The organism is uncultured Microbacterium sp., assembly GCF_964244775.1.
Classification (GTDB): Bacteria; Actinomycetota; Actinomycetes; order Actinomycetales; family Microbacteriaceae; genus Microbacterium.
The window spans coordinates 371,461-396,965 of record NZ_CAXTJR010000002.1; the positions used below are offsets into that span (position 1 = coordinate 371,461).

At 68.0% G+C, this 25,505-nt stretch carries 19 protein-coding genes; all 19 read left to right on the forward strand.

Annotated elements, in window-relative coordinates; translation table 11 throughout:
- Positions 1-183 precede the first annotated feature (183 nt).
- The 19 genes from argC to ACFE6Z_RS07035 all read left to right on the forward strand — a co-directional run bounded on the left by argC (position 184) and on the right by ACFE6Z_RS07035 (position 25,056).
- Positions 184-1,242, forward strand: coding sequence for an N-acetyl-gamma-glutamyl-phosphate reductase (argC, locus tag ACFE6Z_RS06945; RefSeq protein ID WP_375384972.1), 1,059 nt, complete (start codon positions 184-186; stop codon positions 1,240-1,242).
- Positions 1,239-2,396, forward strand: a complete 1,158-nt coding sequence (gene argJ, locus ACFE6Z_RS06950) for a bifunctional glutamate N-acetyltransferase/amino-acid acetyltransferase ArgJ (RefSeq protein ID WP_375384973.1) — start codon at positions 1,239-1,241, stop codon at positions 2,394-2,396. Before argC ends, argJ begins: the two co-directional genes overlap by 4 nt.
- Positions 2,393-3,292, forward strand: a complete 900-nt coding sequence (argB, locus tag ACFE6Z_RS06955; RefSeq protein ID WP_375384974.1) for an acetylglutamate kinase — start codon at positions 2,393-2,395, stop codon at positions 3,290-3,292. The genes argJ and argB overlap by 4 nt, the downstream gene beginning before the upstream one ends.
- Positions 3,289-4,557 carry an acetylornithine transaminase gene (locus tag ACFE6Z_RS06960; protein ID WP_375384975.1) on the forward strand — a complete coding sequence of 423 codons (1,269 nt, stop codon included), beginning with the start codon at positions 3,289-3,291 and terminating at the stop codon, positions 4,555-4,557. Before argB ends, ACFE6Z_RS06960 begins: the two co-directional genes overlap by 4 nt.
- Entirely contained in the window at positions 4,554-5,477 is a 924-nt protein-coding gene (gene argF, locus ACFE6Z_RS06965; protein WP_375384976.1) for an ornithine carbamoyltransferase, read from the forward strand. The genes ACFE6Z_RS06960 and argF overlap by 4 nt, the downstream gene beginning before the upstream one ends.
- 49 nt (positions 5,478-5,526) lie before the next feature.
- Positions 5,527-6,636: a DUF418 domain-containing protein gene (locus tag ACFE6Z_RS06970; RefSeq protein WP_375384977.1), complete on the forward strand. Its 1,110-nt coding sequence runs from the start codon at positions 5,527-5,529 to the stop codon at positions 6,634-6,636.
- A 191-nt stretch (positions 6,637-6,827) separates the two neighbouring features.
- Positions 6,828-8,258 carry an argininosuccinate lyase gene (gene argH, locus ACFE6Z_RS06975; protein ID WP_375384978.1) on the forward strand — a complete coding sequence of 477 codons (1,431 nt, stop codon included), beginning with the start codon at positions 6,828-6,830 and terminating at the stop codon, positions 8,256-8,258.
- 155 nt (positions 8,259-8,413) lie between these two features.
- Entirely contained in the window at positions 8,414-8,881 is a 468-nt protein-coding gene (locus ACFE6Z_RS06980) for a hypothetical protein (RefSeq protein ID WP_375384979.1), read from the forward strand.
- A 30-nt stretch (positions 8,882-8,911) separates the two neighbouring features.
- Positions 8,912-10,741 (forward strand): PASTA domain-containing protein, encoded by a 1,830-nt coding sequence (locus ACFE6Z_RS06985; RefSeq protein ID WP_375384980.1) that lies wholly within the window; start codon positions 8,912-8,914, stop codon positions 10,739-10,741.
- A gap of 168 nt (positions 10,742-10,909) precedes the next feature.
- The gene (gene pstC / locus ACFE6Z_RS06990; protein WP_375384981.1) at positions 10,910-11,929 is read left to right on the forward strand and encodes a phosphate ABC transporter permease subunit PstC; all 1,020 of its coding nucleotides are present in this window, start codon (positions 10,910-10,912) and stop codon (positions 11,927-11,929) included.
- 47 nt (positions 11,930-11,976) lie between these two features.
- On the forward strand, positions 11,977-13,413 hold the full coding sequence (pstA, locus tag ACFE6Z_RS06995; protein WP_375384982.1) for a phosphate ABC transporter permease PstA: 1,437 nt from the start codon (positions 11,977-11,979) through the stop codon (positions 13,411-13,413).
- Complete coding sequence (gene pstS / locus ACFE6Z_RS07000) at positions 13,410-14,990, forward strand: phosphate ABC transporter substrate-binding protein PstS (protein WP_375384983.1); 1,581 nt, start codon at positions 13,410-13,412, stop codon at positions 14,988-14,990. The genes pstA and pstS overlap by 4 nt, the downstream gene beginning before the upstream one ends.
- 268 nt (positions 14,991-15,258) lie before the next feature.
- The gene (locus tag ACFE6Z_RS07005) at positions 15,259-17,742 is read left to right on the forward strand and encodes a hypothetical protein (protein ID WP_375384984.1); all 2,484 of its coding nucleotides are present in this window, start codon (positions 15,259-15,261) and stop codon (positions 17,740-17,742) included.
- Positions 17,743-17,807: 65 nt separating this feature from the next.
- Positions 17,808-19,022 (forward strand): hypothetical protein, encoded by a 1,215-nt coding sequence (locus ACFE6Z_RS07010; RefSeq protein ID WP_375384985.1) that lies wholly within the window; start codon positions 17,808-17,810, stop codon positions 19,020-19,022.
- 34 nt (positions 19,023-19,056) lie between these two features.
- Positions 19,057-20,631 (forward strand): putative Ig domain-containing protein, encoded by a 1,575-nt coding sequence (locus ACFE6Z_RS07015; RefSeq protein ID WP_375384986.1) that lies wholly within the window; start codon positions 19,057-19,059, stop codon positions 20,629-20,631.
- Positions 20,632-20,810: 179 nt separating this feature from the next.
- Positions 20,811-21,935: a WxL protein peptidoglycan domain-containing protein gene (locus ACFE6Z_RS07020; protein WP_375384987.1), complete on the forward strand. Its 1,125-nt coding sequence runs from the start codon at positions 20,811-20,813 to the stop codon at positions 21,933-21,935.
- Positions 21,932-22,735 carry a hypothetical protein gene (locus tag ACFE6Z_RS07025; protein ID WP_375384988.1) on the forward strand — a complete coding sequence of 268 codons (804 nt, stop codon included), beginning with the start codon at positions 21,932-21,934 and terminating at the stop codon, positions 22,733-22,735. Before ACFE6Z_RS07020 ends, ACFE6Z_RS07025 begins: the two co-directional genes overlap by 4 nt.
- Positions 22,732-23,778: a sortase gene (locus ACFE6Z_RS07030; RefSeq protein WP_375384989.1), complete on the forward strand. Its 1,047-nt coding sequence runs from the start codon at positions 22,732-22,734 to the stop codon at positions 23,776-23,778. The genes ACFE6Z_RS07025 and ACFE6Z_RS07030 overlap by 4 nt, the downstream gene beginning before the upstream one ends.
- Positions 23,779-24,306: 528 nt before the next feature.
- A complete protein-coding gene (locus ACFE6Z_RS07035) occupies positions 24,307-25,056 on the forward strand; it encodes a phosphate ABC transporter ATP-binding protein (protein ID WP_375385011.1) in 750 nt (249 codons plus the stop codon).
- Positions 25,057-25,505 lie beyond the last annotated feature (449 nt).

Below are 25,505 nucleotides of genomic sequence, written 5' to 3' on the forward strand. Positions count from 1 at the left end.
ATGCCTTCGGCAGCGCCCACCTCCGCCACGCTCCTCACGAGCGTCGCTCCGGCGCGCCGACGTCAGCCCCGTCTGAGCGACAGCGGACGCCGACTCTAGGCGACCCCGTGTGCGGTCCTCCTCGAGGACTCTGCGGACGTCGCCGTCTCGGCCCCCGACCTCCCAGACCTTAAGGTGGAAACCATGACCTACTCGGTCGCCGTATCCGGCGCCTCCGGCTACGCGGGCGGTGAGATCCTGCGGATCCTCGCCGCACATCCCGACGTCGAGTTGCGCACCGTGACCGCGCACGCCAATGCCGGGCAGCCCCTCATCGCGCATCAGCCGCACCTGCGCTCGCTCGCGCATCTCACTCTGCAGCAGACGACTCCCGAGGTGCTCGCCGGGCACGACATCGTCTTCCTCGCGCTGCCGCACGGCCAGTCCGGGCAGTACACCGAGGCCCTCGCCGACACTCCACTCGTGATCGACGCCGGGGCCGATCACCGGCTCGAATCCGCGGCCGACTGGAACCAGTTCTACGGGGGCGACTTCCACGAGCCGTGGGCCTACGGCGTTCCTGAGCTGCTCATCGAAGGCCGCAGACAGCGCGAGCGGCTGGTCGGGGCATCCCGCATCGCCGCCCCCGGCTGCAACGCGTCGACAGTGAGTCTGAGCCTGGCCCCGGGTGTCGCGGCGGGCGTCATCGATTCGTCCGACATCGTGACGGTGCTGGCGGTCGGGCCGAGCGGCGCGGGTAAGAGCCTCAAGACCAACCTGCTCGGCGCAGAGATCCTCGGCAGCGCAAATCCGTATGCGGTCGGGGGAACGCACCGGCACATTCCCGAGATCCGGCAGGCGCTCGCGGCCGCCGCCTCCCGCCGCTCGCCGAGCGACAGCATCGGCATCTCGTTCACACCTGTCGTCGTGCCGATGGCGCGGGGCATCCTCGCGACGAGCACCGCTCCGATCGCGCCTGGCGTCACCGACGCAGAGATCCGGGATGCCTGGGAGAGCGCGTACGCGGACGAGACGTTCGTCCAGCTGCTGCCCGAAGGCCACTTCCCCCGCACCGCCGACGTGCTGGGCGCCAACACCGCGCTTCTCGGCCTCGCGATCGACCGTGCCGCGAACCGCGTCGTGGTGATCGCCGCTGTCGACAACCTCGTCAAGGGCACCGCCGGCGCTGCCATCCAATCCATGAACATCGCGCTGGGCCTGGCCGAGGGCACCGCACTGACCGTGAACGGAGTCGCGCCGTGAGCGTCACCGCGCCGAAAGGTTTCGAAGCCGCCGGGGTGGCGGTCGGGCTCAAGTCGACAGGGAAGCCCGATGTCGCGGTCGTCGTAAACAGAGGGCCGCTGAAGGCCGGAGCCGCGGTCTTCACGAGCAATCGCGCGAAGGCGAACCCGATCCTGTGGTCCGAGCAGGCGATCAAGGACGGTGTCATCGAGGCGATCGTGCTCAACTCGGGGGGCGCGAACTGCTTCACCGGGTCGTTCGGCTTCCAGACCACGCACCAGACCGCAGAGAAGGCCGCCGAACTGCTCGGCGTGAGCGCCGGTGACATCCTGGTGTGCTCGACCGGGCTGATCGGCACCGGCGATGAGGTCTTCCGCGCGAAGGTGCTGGCGGGCACCGTTCAGGGCATCGCCGAATTGTCGGCAGAGGGCGGCGACGCAGCATCCCTCGCGATCATGACGACCGACTCGCGCCCCAAGCGGGTCGTCCGCACCGAAAACGGGTGGACGATCGGCGGGATGGCGAAGGGCGCCGGGATGCTGGCCCCCGGCCTTGCCACGATGCTCGTGGTGATCACGACAGACGCCGTCCTGACCGCCGGCGAGGCCGACGCGGCACTCCGGCAGGCGACGCGGGTGAGCTTCGACCGACTCGACTCGGACGGCTGCATGTCGACCAACGATCAGGTGACCCTCATGGTCAGCGGCGCGTCCGGTGTCACTCCCGCGCCCGGAGCCTTCGTCGAGGCGCTCACCGCGGTCTGCATCGACCTGGCCGAGCAGCTGCAGTCCGACGCCGAGGGCGCGAGCCACGACATCCGGATCATCGTGCAGAACGCGGCATCCGAAGACGAAGCCGTCGAGGTGGGCCGCAGCGTCGCCCGCAACAACCTCTTCAAGGCGGCCGTCTTCGGCAACGACCCGAACTGGGGCCGGGTGCTCGCCGCCATCGGCACGACCAGCGCGCAGTTCGACCCATATGACGTCGACGTGTCGATGAATGGCGTGCGCGTGTGCAGTCAGGGGGGCCCCGACCGTCCCCGAGAAGAGGTCGACCTGACGCCCAGGTCGCTGACGCTCGTCATCGACCTCAAGGTCGGCTCGGCATCGGCCATCGTGCTCACGAACGACCTCACCCACGACTACGTGCACGAGAACAGCGCGTACGCCTCATGACCGCCATCCAAGAGACCGATCCCGCCGCCGCGAGCGCCCGTGCGGTGACCCTCATCGAGTCGCTGCCGTGGCTGAAGCGCTTCCGCGATCAGATCGTCGTGATCAAGTACGGCGGCAACGCGATGGTCAGCGACGACCTGCAGGATGCTTTCGCCGCCGACATCGCCTACCTCCGGTACGTCGGGGTCAAGCCCGTCGTCGTGCACGGCGGCGGCCCGCAGATCTCGTCGATGCTCGACCGGCTGGCGATCCCGAGCGAGTTCAAGGGCGGCTACCGGGTGACCAGCACCGAGGCGATCTCGGTCGTGCGCATGGTGCTGACCGGCCAGATCAATCCGCAGCTGGTCGCCCGGATCAACGCGCACGGACCGCTCGCGACCGGGCTCTCGGGTGAGGATGCGGGACTATTCGGCGGACGCCGCCGCGGCGTGACCGTCGACGGCGTCGAGCACGACCTCGGTCGCGTCGGCGATGTCGTCACCGTCGACCCGCGGCCGGTGCTCGATCACCTCGCCGCCGGTCGCATCCCCGTGGTCTCGAGCATCGCCCCCGACCTCGATCACCCCGGTCATTCGCTGAATGTGAATGCGGATGCTGCGGCCGCCGCGCTCGCCGTCGCGCTCAAGGCGACCAAGCTCGTCGTGCTGACCGATGTGCCCGGCCTCTACGCCGACTGGCCGAACCGCGACTCGCTCGTCTCGCACCTGACCTCGGCCGAACTGCGCACGATCATGCCGCGGCTCGAATCGGGGATGATCCCCAAGATGCAGGCGTGCCTGGACGCGGTCGAAAACGGCGTGGAGACCGCGGCGATCATCGACGGACGGGTGCCGCATTCGGTACTCGTCGAGATATTCACGAGCAAGGGAATCGGAACAGAGGTGTTGGCGCAGTGAGCATTGAATCTTCGGAGCGGAGTGAGACGTCGTGGCAGGAGAACGTCGGGCGCGATCTCGTCCGCAACCTCGGTGACCGACTCGCCCTGCTCGTCCGCGGTGAGGGCGCCTACGTCTGGGATGCCGAGGGCCGGCGCTATCTCGACTTCCTGGGCGGCATCGCGGTCAACTCGCTGGGGCACGCGCATCCCGTGTTCGTCGAGGCGATTGCGAACCAGGCCGCCACGCTCGCGCACGTGTCGAACTACTTCGCCACCCCACCGCAGCTCGAGCTCGCCGCGCGCCTGAAGCGCATCGCGGGCACCGGCGACGCCGGCCGGGTGTACTTCGGCAACTCGGGCGCCGAGGCCAACGAGGCCGCGTTCAAGCTCGCGCGCCTGCACGGAGCTGCAAAGAACGGTGGCGCGGCGCGCCCCCGCATCCTGGCCCTGAACGGCGCATTCCACGGCCGCACGATGGGCACCCTGGCACTCACCGGTAAGCCGGCGATGCAAGAGCCGTTCCTGCCGATGGTGCCCGGCGTCGAGTTCATCGACTCGACGATCGAGGCCCTCGAGGCGACGCTGGATGACCGGGTCTCGGCGCTGTTCGTCGAACCGATCAAGGGGGAGGCGGGGGTGATCGAGCTGCCCGAGGGATACCTCGAGGCTGCGCGCGAGCTGACCGAGCGCCACGGCGCGCTGCTGATCCTCGACGAGATCCAGACGGGGGCCGGTCGCACGGGCGAGTGGTTCGCCTTCCAGCACACCGGCATCACGCCGGATGCGATCACCGTCGCCAAGGGCATCGGCGGCGGGTTCCCGATCGGCGCGCTCATCACGTTCGGCGCGGCGAGCGACCTCTTCTACCCGGGCACGCACGGCTCGACCTTCGGCGGGAACGCCCTGGGCACTGCGGTGGCCGGGGCCGTCCTCGCCGAGATCGAGAGTGCGGGGCTCGTCCAGAACGCCGCGGAGCGGGGCATCCAGATCCGTGCGGCGATCGAGGCGATCGACTCACCGCTGGTGAACGGATGCCGCGGCCAGGGCCTTCTCGTCGGCGTGGGGCTGCGGCATCCCGTCGCCAAGGCGGTCGTCGCGGCCGCGCAGGAGCATGGGCTCATCGTCAACGCCGCGAACGATGACACGGTCAGACTCGCTCCGGCGCTGACGATCGGCGACGTCGAGATCGACGAGTTCGCCGCCCTGTTCGCCGCAACGCTGAAGACCGTCGAGGACTCGCTGATGCTCGAGGCATCGGAATCCCCAGAGGAGGTGCCCGCGTGACCCGTCATCTGCTGCGCGACGATGATCTCACGGCTGCAGAGCAGCGCGAGATCATCGACCTCGCGATCGAGCTGAAGAAAGACCGCTGGGCCGACAAGAGCCTCGCCGGCCCGCAGACCGTCGCGGTCATCTTCGACAAGTCCTCCACGAGGACTCGGGTGTCGTTCGCGGTCGGCATCGCCGACCTCGGCGGGTCGCCGTTGATCATCTCGACCGCCAGCAGTCAGCTCGGCGGCAAGGAGACCCCCGCCGACACGGCGCGAGTTCTCGAGCGCCAGGTCGCTGCGATCGTGTGGCGGACGTACGCGCAGGCGGGGCTGGAGGAGATGGCGGCGGGCACCACGGTTCCGGTCGTCAACGCGCTGAGCGACGACTTCCATCCGTGCCAGCTGCTGGCCGACCTGCTCACGATCCGTGAGCACAAGGGCGATCTCGAAGGTCTCACGCTCTCGTTCTTCGGCGACGGCCGCAGCAACATGGCGCACTCGTACGTGCTGGCCGGCGTCACGGCGGGCATGCACGTGCGCGTGGCCTCGCCCGAGTCGTACGCGCCGCGCGAAGACGTGATCGCGGACGCCGACCGCCGGGCGGCCGAGACGGGCGGATCCGTGACGCTCTACACCGACCCGTTGGAAGCAGCGGCCGGTGCCGATGTGATCGTCACCGACACCTGGGTGTCGATGGGCAAGGAGGAGGAGAAGCTCTCGCGCCTGCGCGATCTCAGCGAATACAAGGTGACGCGCGAGCTCATGTCGCTCGCCCGGCCCGAGGCGATCTTCATCCACTGCCTGCCCGCCGATCGCGGATACGAGGTCGATGCCGAGATCATCGACGGCCCGCAGAGCGTTGTGTGGGACGAGGCCGAGAACCGCCTCCATGCCCAGAAGGCGCTGCTCGTGTGGCTGCTGCGTCAAGGCTGACCGCGCCCGCCGAGCCCCGGAGGTCGGGTCGTTGAGCGAGCGCAGCGAGATGAAACGCGCCGAGGGCTGGCTCGCGTCACGCTGGCAGCGCCTCGACGGCCCTGGCCGGATCGCAGGGACCGACCTCGCGCGCGGACTCGCCGTGCTCGGCATGTTCGCCGCGCACCTTCTGGCCCTGCCCGATTTCGCGCTCGCCGACGCCGCCACGTGGCTCGGGGTCGCCGACGGCCGATCGTCGATCCTCTTCGCGACGATCGCCGGAGTCTCGATCGGGCTGCTCTCCGGCGGCGCCCGCCCGGCCGAGGGCGCGCAGCTGCGCGCGGTGCGCGCGCGACTGCTCGTGCGGGCGATGTTCCTGTGGCTGCTGGGCGCCCTCCTGATCGTCACCGGCGTGCCCGTCTATGTGATCCTTCCGGCATACGCATTCCTGTTCCTTCTCTCCATACCGCTCGTGCCGCTGAGTGCCCGGGTGCTGCTCCCGCTCGCGGCGGTGCTCGCGGTCGTCATGCCGTTCGTGCAGGTCTGGGTCGACGATCTGCCGTTCTGGGGCGAAGAGGCCGGTGAGGGGCTCGCTCTTGCGATCGGCTGGCACTACCCGTTCCTCACCTGGATCGCATTCATCGTGGCGGGCATGGGCTTCGCCCGGCTCGACGTACGAAGGGGTGTCGTCCAAATGTGGATGCTGGTGGTCGGCGCCGTGCTCGCCGCAGTCGGCTACGGCCTGAACGCGGCGAGCGGTGCGGATGAGGCATCCGAGAATGTCTCGTACTGGAGCCGGCTGTGGACCGCACGACCGCATTCGACCGGACTTCTCGAGGTGATCGGATCGGGCGGTTTCGCGATCGCCGTGATCGGCGCCTGCCTCCTGCTGTGCCGGACGATCGTGCGGTATCCGGTCGTGCCGCTGCGCGCGGTGGGGGCCATGCCGCTGACCGCATACACCGCGCAGATCGTGGCATGGGCGATCGTCGCGGCGTACACCCTCGGTGATACGGGAGACCTACCTGGCTTCCGGGCGCTGGCCCCGTTCGCCCCGTTCGCGCTGTGGACGATCGCCGGGTGCACCGCCTGGGCGCTTCTGGTCGGAAGGGGTCCCCTGGAGTGGACCATGGAGCGACTGTCGCGCGCGTTCTCGCGCCCGGTCACTCCTGACTCCTGACCACCCCCGCAATGCACCCTCGGTTCCCGCAATGCACCCTCGGTTTCCGCAATGCACCCTCGGCGAGGGTGCATTGCGGCGGTTGAGGGTGCATTGCGACGGTCGAGGGTGCATTGCGGCGGTTGAGGGTGCATTGCGACGGTCGAGGGTGCATTGCGGTACCCGGTATGCACTCTCGGTAGGCTGATGCGGTGAGCGATGAGAAGAGCGACGGCACCAACGAAGGCGCGCTGTGGGGCGGCCGATTCGCCTCGGGACCGTCGCCCGAGCTCGCCACGCTGAGCCGCTCGACGCATTTCGACTGGGCACTGGCGCTGTATGACATCGCCGGATCGCACGCGCACGCCAAGGCTCTCGCCGCCGCCGGTTACCTCACCGTCGACGAGGAGCGGGCGATGCACTCCGGGCTCGACACCCTCGCGGCGGGGATCACCGACGGCACGCTGCGGGCGGCTCCCGGCGACGAAGACGTGCACGGTGCGCTCGAGCAGGCGCTGATCGGGGTGGTCGGCCCCGAACTCGGCGGCAAGCTGCGTGCCGGCCGCAGCCGCAACGACCAGATCGCGACGCTCGTGCGCATGTACCTGCTCGATCACTCGCGCACACTCGCCCGCGACGTCGTGCGGCTGATCGACGCGATCGTCGCCCAGTCCGAAGCGCATCCGACCGCGGTCATGCCGGGGCGCACCCACCTCCAGCACGCGCAGCCGGTGCTGCTCGCCCATCACCTGCAGGCCCATGCGTGGCCCCTCGTGCGCGACCTCGAGCGGCTGCGCGACTGGAGTGCGCGGGCCTCCGTGTCGCCGTACGGCGGCGGGGCCCTGGCCGGATCGACCCTGGGGCTCGATCCGCACCTGGTCGCGAGCGAGCTCGGACTCAGCCGGCCGTCCGAGAACTCGATCGACGGCACGTCAGCCCGCGATGTGGTGGCCGAGTTCGCCTACGTCGCCGCCCAGATCGGTATCGACCTTTCGCGGTTCGCGGAAGAGATCGTCATCTGGAACACCCGCGAGTTCGGGTTCGTCACGCTCGACGACGGCTACTCGACCGGGTCCAGCATCATGCCGCAGAAGAAGAACCCTGACATCGCGGAGCTCGCCCGTGGCAAGTCCGGTCGCCTGATCGGCAACCTCACCGGCCTCCTCGCGACGCTGAAGGGCCTGCCCTTGGCCTACAACCGCGACCTCCAGGAAGACAAAGAGCCGGTCTTCGACTCCATCGCGACCCTCGAGGTGCTGCTGCCGGCGTTCACGGGCATGGTCGCGACGCTCCGCTTCGACACCGCCCGCATGACACTCCTCGCCCCGCAGGGGTTCAGCCTCGCGACCGACGTCGCCGAGTGGCTCGTGAAGCAGGGTGTGCCCTTCCGCGACGCCCACGAGATCTCGGGCGCATTGGTCAAGGCGTGCGAGCGGCGCGGAATCGAGTTGTCGGATGCTGGTGACGACCTTCTCTCGCAGGTATCGCCGAGACTCACCCCGGGCGTCCGCGACGTGCTGACGGTCGAAGGATCGGTCGCGAGCCGCACGGGCGTCGGCGGAACCGCGCCGGTGCGCGTCCGGGAGCAGCGCGCCGAGCTCATCGCGCGGACTCAGGCCGTCGCGCACGCGCTCGGGCTGTAGCAGGTCCGGGGCGCGCCCCGGAATCTCGCCGGGTTAACTCCCGGTAGTGCACCTGTCCGCACTGCGTTCACCCGCAGGCCGCCTGACGGTGGCCTGTCGCGGGCAATCTTCCCAGGCGCCCACCATGCAGACGCGGCGCGAGAAAGAGGGCGGGGATGACCGCGCACTTCCTCTTCGCGCGGTTCCACAGCCCCGACCAGCGCGCAGCGGTCGATTGGCTCCGCAGTGCGCACGACATCGTCGCCGATCACACCGGTGTACGCGCGCCCCAGAACGACGGGCCGCTCACGGGCCCGGTGCTCGCCTGGCGCCTGGTGAGCGACAATCAGCGCGAGATCGCGCGCGGCTGCCGCCTCTACCCGCACGAGCGCGCCGCCCTGACCGACATCGGGCTGCTGCTGAAGTCGCAGTCCGAATTCGAGGTCCGCGCGGCCACGGCGGCGCGGGTGCGCAGCACCGGGTGGTTCGTGACGCGGGGCGAGGAGCTCGTGATGATGAGCGCCCGACGGTACGAGAACCGATCGGCGGCGCGCAAGGCGGGTGCACTGGCCCTTCGTCTCGTCGGCGAGCTCGCGGCCGCAGGCGGCGACAGCACGCGTGACATCGCAGAACTGATGTCGTGAGGGTGTCGGTCTCGTGAGGGTGTCGATCTCGTGACGGAAGGACTCGTCGCCGGGCGATTCCACCTCCGCACGCTCCTCGGAAGCGGCGGCACGGCGTCCGTCTTCGCGGCCGTCGACGAGCAGACCGGGCGCGAGGTCGCGCTCAAGCTGCTGCACCCGCATCTCGCTGTCGAGCGCTCGGTGTGGGAGGCGTTCTTCGAGGAGGTGCACGCGGCCCAGTCGATCGATCACCCCGGCCTCGCCGAGATCTTCGACGCCGGCGCCGAAGATTCCGATCCGCCCATCGTCTGGATCTCGATGGAGCGCGTGCAGGGCGTGAGCCTCGCCGATCACGTGCGCGAGCACGGCCCGCTTGCGATCGATGAGGCCGTCGCCGTCGCTGCTGCCACGCTCGATGCTCTGGCCGCCGCGCATGCCGGGGGCGTGGTGCACCGCGATATCACGCCCGCGAACATCATGTTCGACCCCGGGTCGCTCGGCCCCGGCTACGACCGTGCGGCGTTCGAAGCGAGCGTCCGGCTCCTCGATTTCGGGCTCGCCGACGTGCCGGGCCGCTCGACCGTGGGCGCCGACGCGCTGCTGAGCGCGACCGGCGCCCCACCGACCGGCGCTGCACCTTCGGGGGGTGCACCGACGACGGTCGTCGCGAGCGTGCCCTACGCATCGCCCGAGCAGCTGTCTGCTCGACCGGTCGGCGAAGCCAGCGATCTGTACCAGCTCGGTGCGACCCTGTACTTCGCGCTCACCGGGCGCCCTCCGTTCTCGGGCGACACGGCGACGGTCGTGCGGGCGCATCTGTCGGCGCCCCCGCCGGTGCCGTCCGCGAGTCGGCGCGGACTGCCCGCGGCGCTGGATCGCGTCGTCACCACCGCGATGCTCAAGCGCCCAGAAGATCGGTACGCGGATGCTGTCGCCATGCGCCTGGCCGTCACCTCGGCCATCGGCGCGTTCCGCGAGCCCGCCACAAGTGCCTCGGCTGCTGCGGCCGGCGACGCGTCCACCGACCTCGTCGCGCCACCGGGAGGTGCGCCCGATTCCACGAGCGTGACGCGCGTCTACCGGACGAGTGTGCCGGTCGATCCGAAGCCTGCGTCGCGCCCATCGGAGCGACCGGATGCCGGTCGGGGCGGGGTGCAGCCGTGGATGGTGATCGTGGCGACGATCGCCGCCCTGACCGCGATCGTCGGCATTTCGGCCATGGCCGCATCAACGGCTCCTGCTCCGGCGGCGTCGGCATCAGCATCCCCGTCTCTAGCGCCGACGGCCAGTGTCGAGGCGCCCGTGGCCATCGAGACCTCCGTGCCGAGCACGCCGGTCCCCGAGGTCGTTCGACTATCCGTCGCCGACGCCGACGCCGCCCTCGCGCGCGCGGGGTTGGCCGTGGGCGATGTGACGCGCGAAGACTCGGCCGCGCCGGCCGATACTGTGCTGGCCTCGACGCCCGCCGCGGGGGAGTACGCCCTCGTCGGGTCTGTGGTGGCACTCCGGGTCGCCTCAGGCAACAACGCGGTTCCGCCCGTCGCCGGGCTTTCGCCGACCGAGGCCGCCGGAGCGCTGGCCGCTGCCGGCTTCTCGTCGCAGGTCACCGAGGTCGACGGCGACACGCCCGGGCTCGTGACGGGCTCAACCCCGAGTGCCGGCGAGGTGTCGCGAGTAGGCGGCACGGTGACGCTCACGGTGACCCGCACGCCCTCGCCACCCACGACGCCAACCCCCCTCCCCCCCCCCCCCCCCCCCCCCCCCCCACCACGACCCCCACCCCTGAGCCGACCGCGTCGCGGAGCGCGGGGCCGTGAGCGCCGCGCGTCGACGCGCGTTTCGACGACCGTCACTCCTCGCACGACAGCTCGTCACACCTAGGACACACGCCCAGCGATCCTCGTTCACTTCCGCGAGTCATCCTGGCTCACGCCGGGTATGCGCCCGCGCGATGCGTCGAGCCCGATCGATGCCCAGCACCTGCAATAGTCACGCCCCGCGCGGATCCGTCCCGCCGTGCACCGACACCCAGCCCGCTACGGAGGTGACATGACAGATTCCGTCACGGAAGTCATTTCGGCATCCGCTGCGGGCTCCGCACCGAAGCCGCGCTCGCTGAAGTCGCGCCCTGTCCGCGTCGATCGCATCTTCCGCACGGTCTGCTATGCCGCCGGGGGCATCACCGTCGCGATCATGCTCGCGGTGGGCATCTTCCTCTCCGGGCGTGCGAGCGAGGCGCTCGCGAAGGCCGGTCCGGCGTTCCTGTGGACGCAGGAGTGGTCGCCCGAGACGGGCACGTTCGGCGTCGGTGCCGTGCTGTTCGGCACCGTCACGATCGCCCTGATCGCCCTCTCGATCGCGCTGCCGCTGTCGTTGTCGACCGCGCTGCTCATCAGCGAGATCGTTCCGGGGAGAATCAAGTCGACCCTGATCTCGCTGGTCGACCTCATGGCGGCCGTCCCCAGTGTCGTCTTCGGCCTGTGGGGCGTGTTCTTCCTGCAGGCCAACGTCATCCCGGTCTCGCAGTGGATCTCGACCTACTTCGGCTGGATCCCGATCTTCGCGGTGACGGATGCGAGCGGCACGCCGATCACGGATGCTGGTGCCTTCACGTCGTCAGCCTTCATCGCCGGCATCGTGGTCTCGCTCATGATCGTCCCGACCCAGACGTCGGTGATGCGCGAGGCGTTCTCCCAGGCCCCGCTCGGCGAGCGCGAAGGCGCTCTCGCGCTGGGCTCGACGCGGTGGGGAATGATCCGCACCGTCGTGCTGCCGTTCGGCCGGGGTGGCATCATCGGCGGCACGATGCTCGCGCTGGGTCGCGCGCTCGGCGAGACGATCGCGGTCGTCATGATCATCTCGCCGATCTTCTCAATCAACTGGCAGGTGCTGAAGACCGGCACCAACTCGGTGTCAGCCCTGATCGCTTTGCGCTACGGAGAGGCGAGCCAATTCGGGCTCTCGGCACTGATGGCGGCCGGCCTCGTGCTCTTCATCATCACGCTCATCGTCAACTTCAGCGCGTCGCTCATCGTCGCGCGCAGCCGGTCCGGAGCGGAGAGCGACTGATGACGATCCTCGAGGCACGTCCGCAATCGTCCATTGACGACCGGTCGATGGTTGAGCGTTCGGTCGACGAGCGCACGGTCGACGAGAACCGCCGTACCTCGATCCCTCTGCGGGGAGGCGCCGCCGGTGCGCGGCGCGACCTGCGGAGCATCCCGCTCGATGATTCGTTCAATGCGCTCGGCGCGGCTGCTGCCGGGCTCGCGCTCGCGACGCTGCTGTTCGGCTGGATCACGCCGATGACGGGAGTCATCGGGTGGCTGATCATCTCGTTCCTCGCCTTCCTCGGCATCTACGCGGTGCTCTCTTCGCTGCGGGCGGACCGCCTGACGGTGAGCGATCGCATCATGACGGCGCTGTTCTACTCGGCGGGCACGGTCTTGTTGAGCGCCCTCACGTTCGTGCTGGCGTTCACGGTGGTGCGTGGTCTGCCGGCCCTCCTCAACCCGAACTTCTTCGTCGAGACGATGAAGCTCGCCGGCCCCCTCGACCCACTGACCGTGGGCGGCATCTCTCACGCGATCGTCGGCAGCCTGATCCAGATCAGCATCGCGCTCATCATCACGATCCCGCTCGGAATCACGACCGCGGTCTTTCTCAATGAGGTCGGCGGGCCGTTCGCTCGCTTCGTGCGGACGATCTCCGACGCTATGACGGCGCTGCCGTCGATCGTCGCGGGGCTCTTCATCTACGCCGCGGTCATCACGCTCGTCACCCACCAGAGGTCGGGGTTCGCTGCATCTCTCGCGATCAGCGTCATGATGCTGCCGATCATCATCCGCGCCTCCGACGTCGTGCTCCGCCTCGTGCCGAACAACCTGCGCGAAGCCTCGTATGCCCTCGGCACGACGCGGTGGCGCACGGTCTGGAACGTCGTGCTGCCCACGTCCCGGTCAGGGCTCGTGACCGCCGTGATCCTCGGCACTGCCCGCGGAATCGGCGAGACCTCGCCGGTGCTGCTCACCTCGGGCGTCACGGCCGAGATGAACGTCAACCCCTTCGAGGGGCCGATGATCTCGCTGCCGCTGCAGGTGTTCGACTTCGTGAAGTCGCCCGAGCCCAGCATGATCGCGCGCGGCTTCGGCGCGGCCGCCGTGCTCGTGCTGCTGGTGCTCGCGCTGTTCCTCATCGCGCGAGTGATCGGCGGACGCGGGCCAGGCCAGCTCTCGGATCGCCAGCGCCGCGCCGCCGCAGCCGGCTCGCAGCGCGACCTGCAGCGCATCGAGCGCGCTGCTCCGGTCGCTGAGCCCGTCAAAGCATCGCCGTCGCCCCACCCCGCGGTGGTCGTGCACCCTGCGGTGGTCGTGCCTGTCGAGACCACACCTGGCGCACCCTCGAGCCCAGCATCCACTCCCGCTCAGCGAAAGCCCGCGAAGCCGAAGGGTCGCCCTCCGGCCGACCTCGAATGGCGCATGGCTCAGCGCGCCGCTGATCAGAGCCAGTCCGACAAGAACCCGACACCCCCGAATGAGGAGACGCCCTCGTGAGTGCTCGCGCCCGCTGGGCCCGTTTCAGTGCGGTGGCGGTGATCACCGCGATGATCGCGACGATCCCGCTCCCCGCACACGCTGAGACCTACGTCCCCATTTCGGGCTCGGGCTCGACCTGGTCACAGAACGCCCTCGATCAGTGGCGCAAGAACGTCGCGGCCAACTACGGCATGACGGTCAATTACAGCGGCACCGGGTCGTCCGCCGGCCGGCAGGATTTCATCAACCAGACGGTCGACTTCGCGATCAGCGAGATCCCTTTCCAGGCGCAGCCGGAGGACGGGTCTGCGCCGGAGGCTCCGACGACGGGGTTCAAGTACATGCCGATCGTGGCCGGTGGCACGTCGCTGATGTACAACCTCAAGATCGGCGGAAAGCAGGTCACGAACCTGCGACTGTCGGGTGAGGTGATCGCGAAGATCTTCACGGGGGCGATCGCCAACTGGAACGACCCTGCCATTCAGGCCGACAACCCGGCTCTTGCGATGCCCGACAAGGTGATCACGCCGGTGTATCGATCCGACGGTTCGGGTACGAGCGCGCAGTTCACGCTGTGGATGTCGAAGCAGTTCCCGTCGGTGTGGACGTATGGGATGCGGTCGCAGTTCCCGCAGGTGAATTCGACGTTCAAGGGGCAGAACGGTTCGCTCGGCGTGGCCGGTTACGTCAGCCAGAGCTACGGCGAAGGCGCGATCACGTACGTCGAGTATTCCTATGCGTTGAAGTCGGGCTTCCCGGTCGCCAAAGTGCTGAACAATCAGGGCTACTACGTCGAGCCGACGTACCAATCCGTGGCCGTGGCTCTGATGGGCGCCGCCATCAACACCGACCTCACGCAGAACCTCGACGGTGTCTACAACAACGCCGACCCGCGCACCTACCCCATGTCGAGCTACTCGTACATGATCGTTCCCACCCAGACCAACAAGGTGTTCACCGCGGAGAAGGGCAAGACGCTCAGCAAGTTCGCCGGGTACATGATCTGCGAGGGCCAGCAGCAGGCCGCAGCTCTGGGTTACTCCCCGCTTCCGATGAACCTCGTGCAGGCAGCATCCGATGTCCTCACGAGCATTCCGGGCACGGTCGGCGGCGTCGACTTCAACGCGTGCAACAACCCGACCTTCAAGCCCGGCGATTCGCCGTCGAGCAACCAACTGGCGGCGAACGCGCCGCAGCCCGCCGACTGCGACAAGCAGGGTCCGACGCAGTGCGCGACAGGCACCGGCGGCGCGCTGGTCGACACTCCGGTGACCGGTACGGGCGGAACCGGCACCGCCGCGAGTGGGGGAGCAGCAACGGGGGATGCCTCGACCACCGGCGACGCCGCTGCTGCGGGCGCTGCCGCGGCAGGTGCGGCCGCATCAGACGCCGTCTACGACGCCAACGGCAACCTCGTCTCGGGATCTGCAGCGTCGGCCGGCAAGGCTGTGTCGTCGCCCTTCACGCTCGCTTCGGACGGCTGGGGAACCCCCCAGGTCGTCATGCTCGCGGCCGGGGCTCTACTCTTCGCCGCGGTCGTCGTACCGCCGCTGGTGTCGCGACGCCTGCGTCGAAATGGGCGCGAAAAGCGATAGACGCGTAGGCGCTTTTTATAGCGCTAGCCTGGGCTTTTTCTCGTTTGATCCGCGAGCACCGAGTGGAGTCACGTAGTTCCCAGCTCGTTCATCTGACGGCCACAGTGCGCTCATAGCTTGAGGTCATCGGCGCTGGGGTTCTCGCCGAAAATCCTCTGGAGAAACATTGCCTACGATGCTGCGCGCTCGACGCCGCACACGGTTCGCATCCGCGCTCAGCGGAGTGCTGGCAGCCGGTGCAGTCTTCGCCTTGGTTGCGGGGTCGAGCGTGGCGTTCGGCACCTCGGCGCAGGCTGCCGAGTCGAGTGCCGTGACGGTCAACGCGAAGGATCAGGATCCCGACCTGGCGACGGCGCCGATGCCCGAACTGTCGGTGACGGTGTCGCAAACGGTTGACCTCGTAAATCAGGGCCTCAAGATCAGTTGGACTGGTGGCAAGGCTTCGCAGCCTCCGGTCCCGGGTAGCGGCGGCACGAACTTTCTCCAGATCTTTCAATGCTGGGGAGATCTGCTGGACGCCAACGGCAATGCTGTGCTCGATGCGAGCGGGAATCGTCAACCCGACCGCACCACTTGCGAGTATGGCGCGTTCAACAAGTCCGGCCAGACGCGCGACGGTGCGCGAGCCACGGGGAGTGTCGCTGAACAAGACCAGCAGTACACCGTGCCGGGGACGAACTTCCTGAACCCCACGTTTACCGCGATACCGTTCCACTCCGCGACGGGGGACGTTGTCGCGACGATCTTGGACGGCAAGCGCGTACCCGGAGCCAAGAGCGTGAACGTGAATGAGTTCCAGACGAGCTATACGACAAACGAGATCCCCTGGGCCGGAAGCGGTAGCGATGGAACGGGGTCGGTCAACTTCGAGACACAAACGGCGCTGCAATCGATCGGGCTCGGGTGTGGCTCGACAGACGGGACAGGCGAGTCCGCAACCGGCAAGCCGTGTTGGCTGGTTGTCGTACCGCGCGGAACAAATGATGTGGGCGAGGTGCAGAACTCGTCGTCAGGGTTGTTCTGGGATAACTGGAAGCACCGTCTCGCGATCCGTCTCGATTTCCGAGCCATCGGGGCACACTGCTCCATCGGAGCTACGGAGAGACAGCTGCAGGGTAGCGAGCTGGTAGCTAACGCTGTGCAGTCGTGGCAGCCCAAGCTCTGCGGGGCAGCCGGCGGGGCCGTCTATTCACATCTCACGAGTGTGGAGTCAAACGCGGTCACCTCTGCGGCCAATGATCCCAGTGCGCCGCTCGCCCTTACTTCTCAGGCTTTGTCACTGCCCGACGGCGGCAAGGATCCTCTGACCTATGCGCCTATAGCACTGACAGGGCTATCAATCGCATTTGCCGTCGACCGAACAGCACCCAACGATTCGTCAGCGCCGACAGATGTCTCAGGTCGCTCAAATTTGCCCTTCACTCAGATGAAGCTCACGCCGAGGGTGGTGTCCAAGCTATTGACGTCCTCGTACGTCGAAGCGCTGCCTTATGGAGCCGACAAATCTGAGATTGGCTACAAAAGCAATGCTGACCCTGGTCACAACGCATTCAACCTCGTCGAGGATCCGGATTTTCAGGCGATCAACGAGTCTGATTGGCGATATCAGGGCCTGCGAGGCCTTGCCTTCGCCGGTGTGCTCGTCCCGCAAGGACGATCTGATGGCGCGGTTGCACTCTGGAGATACGTGCTCGCCGACGCCGACGCACGCGCATTCCTGAACGGTGATCCAGACCCGTGGGGGATGAAGGTGAACCCCTGGTTCTCGACCAACCCGACCGTGAACCCCACGGGCTCTGCACTCGAACTACCGGCTGACAACTATCCAAAAGCGGATCCGATCGAGAGTCCCCCCAACAGCTCGGACGGCACGCCGTCTATCAACCTCGTCACGTGGCGGCCGTTCACCAACGACTACGACACCGGCGGCAAGCTCGTGCTTCAAGGGGATGGCCTGCTGCTTGGCTCATGGGACGCCCAAGGGAGTCCTCCCAAATTCACCAAAACAGTCCGGCGACTGCCTGGCTATCAGGCGGTACTCAGCGTGACGGATCTCGGCGCTTCGGCCCGGTACGGCGTATACACCGCTGCCCTTCTGAATCCCGCGGGCGAGTTCGTGGCTCCGACGGTATCGAGCCTCACAGCTGCTGTCGATGCGATGAAGCCCACACCGGGATCGTCGGGGATTGTGGAGTTCGACCCAACGTCGAGTGAATCGAAGTCCGCCAGCGCGGCATACCCGCTCGCGATGCCTGTATACGCTGCGGCGCGCGCCGATGACCCGGACGCAGCGCTGCGCGAAAGTTACGCCTCGTTCATCCGCTACGCGGTGGGAGCCGGTCAGCAACCTGGCTCGGCAGATGGGCAACTGCCCGACGGCTACGCTCCCATACCTGCAGCATGGGCGGCCGCCGCGGTGGCCGCGGCCGACCGAATCGCTGCCGGACCGGCATCGATCAGCCCGCCACAACCTCCCACTTCATCGACAACGACCTCCGGCGCATCGAGCACGAATGCGCGCACATTCGCCGGCGGCGGGACCGCGGCGGTCACTTCTGACGTCGACTCCGCGTCGTCCGACCAGCCGAGCCCGACCGGACCTGCGGCTCCCGCCTTGAGCTCCGGCACCACCCCGGACGATCCCATCTCCACGCTGAGTGCGGTCGTGCCGCTGGCAGTCATGGTCGTGATCCTCGCTGGTGTGATCGGCACCATCGCCGGGCGTCGTAAACGCCTCCCAACAAAGACTTGAGCCCACTCACTGGGACCAAGACGACGCGGATCCGCGTCGGACTCTCCACCTCCGAAAGGCAACCCATGAAGTTCAAGAAAGCTGCGTCGTTTGGCGCAGTTGTTGCGATCGCTTTGGCAGGCGTCGCGTTCGTGGCCGCCCCGGCTAACGCCGAGCCGACCACGCCAACCGGTGGCTACGCGCTCGCCGGCTCGGACACGATTCAGGACGTTGTGAACGCACTTGTCAACGGCACCAACGTGACGGGTTCGTTCGTTCAGGTCAAGACGTCTGGTGTGCCCAACGCCTCGTTCGACGCATTCCCCAACACCGGCTCAGGCAGCTACATCCAGACCAAGTCGGGCAGCCAGTTCAAGTACTTCCTCCGTCCCTCCGGGTCGGGTGACGGCATCAACTCGATGATCGCGTCGTACAACCTGAAGAACAATGGCTTCCAATGGTCGAAGACCGGCACGCAGAACCTGCAGAGCTATGTAGACATCGCGCGCTCGTCGGGCGGCCCGAAGACGCTCGACTCCAACCAGTCGAGCCCTGCCGCGAGTGACATCGCCTTCGTGCCGTTCGCCCGCGACGCCGTGTCGTACGCGTACGTCGAGGACGCGTCCTGGACTCAGGGTCAGAAGGACGCTGTCGCCGCACTGACGGGCGCCGATCTGAAGAACCTCTACGACGGCACGCAGCCGATCGCCGGCGTCACCCTGCGCCCGCTCCTCCCGCAGTCGTCCTCAGGCACCCGCAAGTTCTTCCTCGGGAATGGTGGGGGAACCGGCCTCGGCTACCCGAACAACAACCGTCCCGCGGGCGTGGCGGCCATCGATGAGACCAAGCAGGAGAACGTCGCAACCGAGCTCAGCGCTGCGGGTGTCGGCGCGGTCATCCCGTTCTCTGCAGCTGGTTGGATCGCGCAGTCTAACGGCGCCGTTCCCTTCAACTCGATCACGGCTGCGAACACTGCCCTCGGCGCAACCGGAGTAGTGAAGCTGGGCAACCCGCTCGCCGGCTCCACGACGGTGTTCACGGGCACAACCACGCTCGCCCCGACGAGCGGCTATTACTCGAATTCGACGTGGGGTCGCAACACCTATCTCGTAACCGCACTCTCGGCGCTTTCGGGCGACGCGAAGCTCACCACGCTGCTCAACCCGACTAACACCACCGCGTCGAGCCTCGCCGGCTACGGCAGCCTCCCGTCTACCCCGGGTGCCGTCAAGACGAAGTTCGGCTTCCTCGCCCCGTCGACGACCACGGTCGTCTACGCCCTCTCATCCGACACGTACTGATCCAGTCACGACAAACCAAGGGACAAGAATAGTCATGAAGAACACCACTAAGCGCAGCGTCGCCGTGCTGGCCGCGTTCGCGGCGGTCGCCGCGAGCAGCGTCCTCGCGACGAGCCCCGCGTTCGCTGCCAACCCGACCAGCAACCAGCCGGTCTACCTCCTGGACGGCACGAGCGGCCTCGCCCTGCCAGCCTCGGGCAACAACTGGAAGGAGAGCAGCGTGCTGCTCTCCCCGATCGAGAGCGACCCGACGGCCGGGACGAACTTCACCGACCCCGCGAGTTACGTCGGTGTCGTGGCCTTCATCGCGACCCCCGGAACCGAGGACAACCCCGCCGGGTATCTCGGCACCGGCGGCGGTGGCGGATGGGGTCCGGATGCCACGCCGAACAACCTGACCGACAACCCCTCAGTGGCTGGCGACTTCCACGACCTGCTGAATGCGGGTGGTACCTTCAGCCTCGGTGAGGCGTGGGTGGACGGCAGCAACCACGCTGTCCAGGTCGTCTTCACGACGGTCACGCTCGGTTCGGGTACCGCCGCCACGGGTGGCAGCCTCAGCTGGACCCCGCCAGGCCCAGCCGCGGTCGCCCCGGCGATCACCACGACCGCGCTCAACGCGGCGACGCAGGGCACCGCGTTCTCGCAGACGATCGCGGCAACCGGAACGGCGCCCATCACGTGGGCAGTCCAGGCGGGCACGCTTCCCGCGGGCCTGAACCTCGACGCGGCCACGGGTGTCGTCTCGGGCACGCCGACGGCAGCGGGTGCGTACAGCTTCACGCTGCGCGCGACCAACTCCGCTGGCAACGCCGACCAGGCCTTCACGGGCTCGGTCACCGCAGCAGCGCCGACCGCTCCGACGCAGCCCGCGGGCACTGACGCGGGCAAGGTCACGATCGCCGATCCCGCCGCAGGTGCGACCACCATCACGGTGCCGCTGGGTAACGCGAACGCGAACAAGACGCTTACGGCTTGGGCCTGGTCGACCCCGACCAACCTCGGCCCCGTGACGACGGACGCCAGCGGCAACGCGGTCGTCAACATCTCGAGCCTGCCGGTCGGCGCGCACACGGTCGCTTTCACCCTCCCGGGTGACGCGACGTTCGCGATCGTCGGGTGGGGCACCTTCGCCAAGGCTGCCGACCCGGTCAACCCCGGTGACCCGCTCAGCGACACCGTCGACCTGAAGGCAACGGTCACGGCGGCCGACCTGTGGTCGCTGAACGCTGAGCAGACGGCGGTCGACTTCGGCAACGTCACGCGTGGTGGAACCTCCACCAAGCCCCTCGGCAAGGTGACGGTGGTCGATGACCGTGCCACGCTCAAGGGCTGGAACCTCGCCGCCGCGGCGTCGGCATTCACCAAGGGCGCCGACTCGATCCCGGCCACCGCGCTGACGATCGCTCCGGCGGCGTTCGCGGGCCACACCCTGCTGGCCGGCATCACGACCGGCACGAACGGCGCGAACTTCGCGACGAGCGCGCCGCTGGTGTCGACGGGTGCGACGGGTGCGCTGTTCGACGCTGCTCTCACCTTCGCGGCGCCGGCCAACGCCAACGCCGGGGAGTACCACTCGACGCTGACCCTCACGCTCACTTCCAAGTGAGCTGAGGTTCCGCTCGTCGGAACACGCTGAACTGTGTGGGGAGGCCGCTCGCGGCCTCCCCACACAGTGCTTTAACTCGCAGGGCCGGCGCCAGGATGGACACCTCCCGGAGCGGACTCGATTACTCCTTGTTCATCGTTACGACCGTCCTACGTCGCCCTGATCTGCGGAGATATAGCGTGCCTTTCTCGACTACCCGATCGGGCAGGCGCACCCTCGTCACCCTGGGTGCGCTCGTGCTCACGTTCGCCGCCCTCTCGACGTTCATCGCACCCTCCGGCTCGGCCTCGGCCGCCGATGATCCAGGTACGGATCCCAGCACAGTCGGCGTGGCTACGCGTCCTGCTAGCGCGGATGGTCAACCCGACAGTCGAACGCGGTTCACCTACTCGGCCGATCCTGGACAGACCATCTCAGACCAGGTGCTCGTGGGGAACACCGGGACGCAGCGTGAAGACTTCACGGTCTACGCCACAGACGCCTACAACGGCGGAGACGGTTCGTTCGCTCTCCTCGCCACCGCCGACACGCCCACTCAGATCGGTGCGTGGGTGAGCTTCGCCGACGGATCGAGTCGCCTCCAGTTCTCGCTCGAGCCCAACGAGGCACGCCTGGTGCCATTCACGGTGACGCTCCCCGCCGATGCCACGCCTGGCGACCACGCCGGCGGTCTGGTCGCGTCGGTGCTGCAGGAAGGGCAGCAGGTCAGTGTCGACCGCCGCGTCGCGACCCCGATTTTCACCCGCGTCTCGGGCGACCTGCAGCCGCAGCTCACCATCACGAGCATCGACGCCGCCTATCAGGGCGACTGGTGGAACCCTTTCAACGGCTCCGTCAAGATCCTGTATACCGTCGACAACGGCGGCAACGTCGCTCTCGCGGCCAACCTCGACGCCACCACGGTGACCTGGTTCGGCATTCCCGCTACGGGAACGCAGGGCGCCAGCATCCCGGTCCTCCTCCCCGGCAGCACTGCCACGTACGAGGCCACCCTGTCGGGGGTCGGGCAATGGGGTTACCTCAACCCGGCCATCCGGATGCAGCCGTTCGTCGATTCCCCCGACCCCGCACAGCAGCTCACTGTGACGCCGGTGTCGCGTGACACGATCCTCGTCGCGATCCCTTGGCTGCTGCTGATCCTCATCGCGCTCATCGTTGCGATCATCTTGTTCGTGCGCTGGCGCCGCAAGCGCGACGAAGCGCGCGCACAGGAGTGGATCGAATACACCGAGCAGCAGGCGATGGCGGCGGCGGCAGCGGCTCTGCCCGTGGGGGCTGGCGCAGGAAGGTCCGCCGACTCGTGACGACTCGCCGTCGAGACACAGCCCGTGGAGCAGCGCTCTACGGGCTGTTTCTCGGGTTGATCCTCCTGCCACTCGCCGCGGCCGGCGCCCAGGCGGCTGAACCGTCGCCCGCGCCCGATACGGGCAACCTCTCGGTCGTCGTCACCGACGGCGTCACCGCCACTCCCACACCCACGCCCTCCGCGAGCCCATCGGGAACGGGACAGAACCCCGGCTCGTCCACGGGCGGCACCACTGGTTCGGGCGGCACCCGCGGCTCCGGCTCGGGATCCTCGACCGGCGGAGCCGGCTCCACGACGGGCGGCTCCGGGTCGGGCAGCGCCACACCCTCCGGGGAAGTGAGCGTCGCAGGGATGCTGTACGTCGGCGGCCTCAACTCGGCCGTCGCGCTCTCCCAGAACCCCGGTGAGGCAGACGTCACCCTCTGGTTCACGGTGCGCAACGCATCCAAATCCACAATCGACGCGACGGCGAACTTCTGGATGAACAGCCAGCTGTTCTCCAACCGCGTCGACACGGCCGATGCCGTCGCGATCACCGCACTCCTGCCCGGCGAGACCCGGGTCGTGACGACGCAGCTGCGGCACGCGGGTCAGTGGACCGTGCTCGACGCCCACGTCACCCTCACGCCGCCGGAGAGCGTCGACGGCACGCCGCTCACCCCCGTCACCCGAGATGCGACCGTGCTCGTCTTCCCCTGGCTGATCGTCGCGGGCCTCGCCGTCGCCCTGCTCGGGTATCTCGTCTTCCGCATGGTGCGCAGGTTGATCTTCGTTCCCGCGATAGTGGATGCCGCGTGACGATCGCTGAGGAGCGCACCGACGTCATCGAGCCATCCGCTCGGAGCGACGCTTCGACAGGCTCAGCGACCGGGGTGGGCTCAGCGATCGGGGGATCGTCAAGCGGCTCGGGTCGCCCGCCCGAGCCGCCGAAGCTGCGCAAACCGCCGAAGCCCCCGCGACGGATGCCTCGACCGCAGCCGGTCTACGCACCTTTGACGCCGATGCAGGCGCTGGTGCGCAGCATCCTTGCTCTCATCGCCGCCCTCGTGCTCGCCTTCGTCTTCAACCTCCTCGTCATGAGTCACGTCGAGCATTTCGCGGCCCAGCAGCAGCTGTCCGACACCTACCGCGCGCAGCTGGCCGCGGGCACGGCACCGGTGAGCGAAGGCGACTTCAACGACGTGCTCCTGCCGGACGGCGCACCTGTCGGGGTGCTGACGATCCCGCAGCTGGGGCTGCGAGAGATCGTCTCGGAAGGCACGTCCTCGGGGGTGCTCAACTCCGGACCGGGGCATCGACGAGACACCGTCCTCCCGGGTCAGGTCGGCGTGAGCGTGGTCATGGGGCGGGCGGCGGCCTTCGGCGGACCCTTCGCGCGCCTGCAGTCGCTGCAGCCCGGCGATCAGTTCGAAGTGCGCACCGGTCAGGGCGCGAACACGTTCGAGGTGATGGGACTGCGGTATGCCGGCGACCCGACGCCGCCGGCACCGGTCAAGGGCGAAAGCCGCCTCATCCTCATGACCGCCCGAGGAGCCCCCTTCGTCCCCGTCGGCATCGCCTACGTCGACGCGAAACTCGTCGGCACAGCCCAGCCGGCGGGCGCACGTCAGACGACGCCGATCACCCTCCCGCCGTCGAACAAGCCGATGGCGACCGACATCACCACGGTCTGGGCGCTGGTGTTCGCCCTGCAGTTCCTCGTCGCCGCCGAGATCGCCGCGGTCTGGGCTTTCCGGCGCGTCGGCGCGCAGAAGACCTGGATCGTCTTCGTACCCGTTCTCCTGCTGGCGAGCCTCCTCGTGGCCGACCAGCTCACCCGACTTCTCCCGAATCTTCTGTGACCGGAGCGTGACATGGCTGTAGAACCCGAATCCGATGCGCTCACCGCCGACCCGGTCGACGGGCGGGCGCCGGTCGAGCCGCTCGTGCCCGACCCTTACGAGCCCGGTCCGTACATGACCGACGTCGTTTCGGTCGACGAGCGCGCCCTCCTGGAAGGCGTCATGTTCGAGTCGATGCCCACGGTCGGCATTCACGGACCCGAGTCGATGCCCTCCTCAGGCGATCCAGATTCGATACCGCGTGCGGATGCTGCGACCGAGGCCTTCGTCCCCGCGGCGAGCCGTCGCAATCAGCGCGGCGACCAGCGCGGCGATCAGCGCGAGAAGAAGCCGCGCTTCCTCGGCCGCGCGCAAGCGAGCCCGCAGCCCAGCACGGGCCAGCCCGTTCCCGCGGCGCAGGTTCCGGCATCCGCAGTCGCACTCGGTGGTGCTGCCGCGGCGCCGGCCGGCACGTTCAGTGACACCGGTCCGTTCAGTGACACAGGGTTCGCGCTCGCCTCGGCGCAGTCGAGCCTCGAGGCCCGCTCGATCTCGGCCTGGTTCGGCGACCACCAGGTGCTCCTCGATGTCTCGCTGACGATGCCCGCCGGGCAGGTCACTGCCCTGATCGGGCCGTCGGGATGCGGCAAATCGACGTTCCTGCGCATCCTCAACCGCATGCACGAACTCGTGCCGTCGGCATCGCTCGCGGGGGAGGTGCTGCTCGACGATGACGACATCTACGACGCAGGGCACCGGCTCGTGGACGCGCGCAAGAAGATCGGGATGGTCTTCCAGAAGCCGAATCCGTTCCCGGCGATGTCGATCTACGACAATGTCGTCGCAGGGCTCAAGCTCGCCGGCATCCGTGCCAGTCGCTCCGAAAAGGACTACCTCGTCGAATCGTGCCTGATGAAGGGCGGACTGTGGAACGAGGTCAAGGATCGGCTGCGCGCTCCGGGCGGCGGCCTGTCCGGCGGACAGCAGCAGCGTCTCTGCATCGCGCGTTCGCTCGCGGTGAAGCCCCGCATTCTGCTGATGGACGAGCCGTGCTCCGCACTGGATCCGACCTCGACGCGCGTGATCGAGGAGACGATGCTCGAGCTCGCGCAGGAGGTGACGATCGTGATCGTCACGCACAATATGCAGCAGGCGCAACGGGTGTCGCAGCAGTGCGCGTTCTTCCTCGCGTCGCAAGGCCAGCCCGGGCACATCGTGGAGCACGGTGACACCGACGCGATGTTCGCCGAGCCGATTGATCCGCGCACGTTCGACTACGTCAACGGCCGATTCGGATAGCCCCGCCCCGGCCGTTGAGCGGGGGCGCGGGCGAAGCCCACCACCTCCCTCTCCGCAATGCACCCTCGGTCTCCGCAGTGCACCCTCGGTCTCCGCAGTGCACCCTCGGTTCCGGGAGTGCACCCTCGGTCTCCGCAGTGCACCCTCGGCGAGGGTGCATTGCGACGTTCGAGGGTGCATTGCGACGTTCGAGGGTGCACTGCGGCAGCACGGTCGTGCGCTCTGACATTCGACTTGCACACCTCCCGAAAATTTCCCACCGCTGGCGCATCGTGCGATTGATTACCACGAAGAGATGTTCTATACTGGTTGCATGAGTACGGACGATGCGGGGTCGAGCAACGTGGATTCGTTCGATACGTCGGTGCCTGACGCGGTTGATCTCGTGCTCGAGTGCGGGGCGATGGAGGCCGTGTTCGCGGCGCAACGGCTAATCCGGGTGGCGGCGA

Bases quoted from the DNA above. Each gene is read 5' to 3' on its own strand.
- argC (WP_375384972.1), top strand. From the start codon at position 184: ATGACCTACTCGGTCGCCGTATCCGGCGCCTCCGGCTACGCGGGCGGT.
- argB (WP_375384974.1), top strand. From the start codon at position 2,393: ATGACCGCCATCCAAGAGACCGATCCCGCCGCCGCGAGCGCCCGTGCG.
- ACFE6Z_RS06970 (WP_375384977.1), top strand. From the start codon at position 5,527: ATGAAACGCGCCGAGGGCTGGCTCGCGTCACGCTGGCAGCGCCTCGAC.
- ACFE6Z_RS06980 (WP_375384979.1), top strand. From the start codon at position 8,414: ATGACCGCGCACTTCCTCTTCGCGCGGTTCCACAGCCCCGACCAGCGC.
- pstC (WP_375384981.1), top strand. From the start codon at position 10,910: ATGACAGATTCCGTCACGGAAGTCATTTCGGCATCCGCTGCGGGCTCC.
- pstA (WP_375384982.1), top strand. From the start codon at position 11,977: ATGGTTGAGCGTTCGGTCGACGAGCGCACGGTCGACGAGAACCGCCGT.
- ACFE6Z_RS07010 (WP_375384985.1), top strand. From the start codon at position 17,808: ATGAAGTTCAAGAAAGCTGCGTCGTTTGGCGCAGTTGTTGCGATCGCT.
- ACFE6Z_RS07015 (WP_375384986.1), top strand. From the start codon at position 19,057: ATGAAGAACACCACTAAGCGCAGCGTCGCCGTGCTGGCCGCGTTCGCG.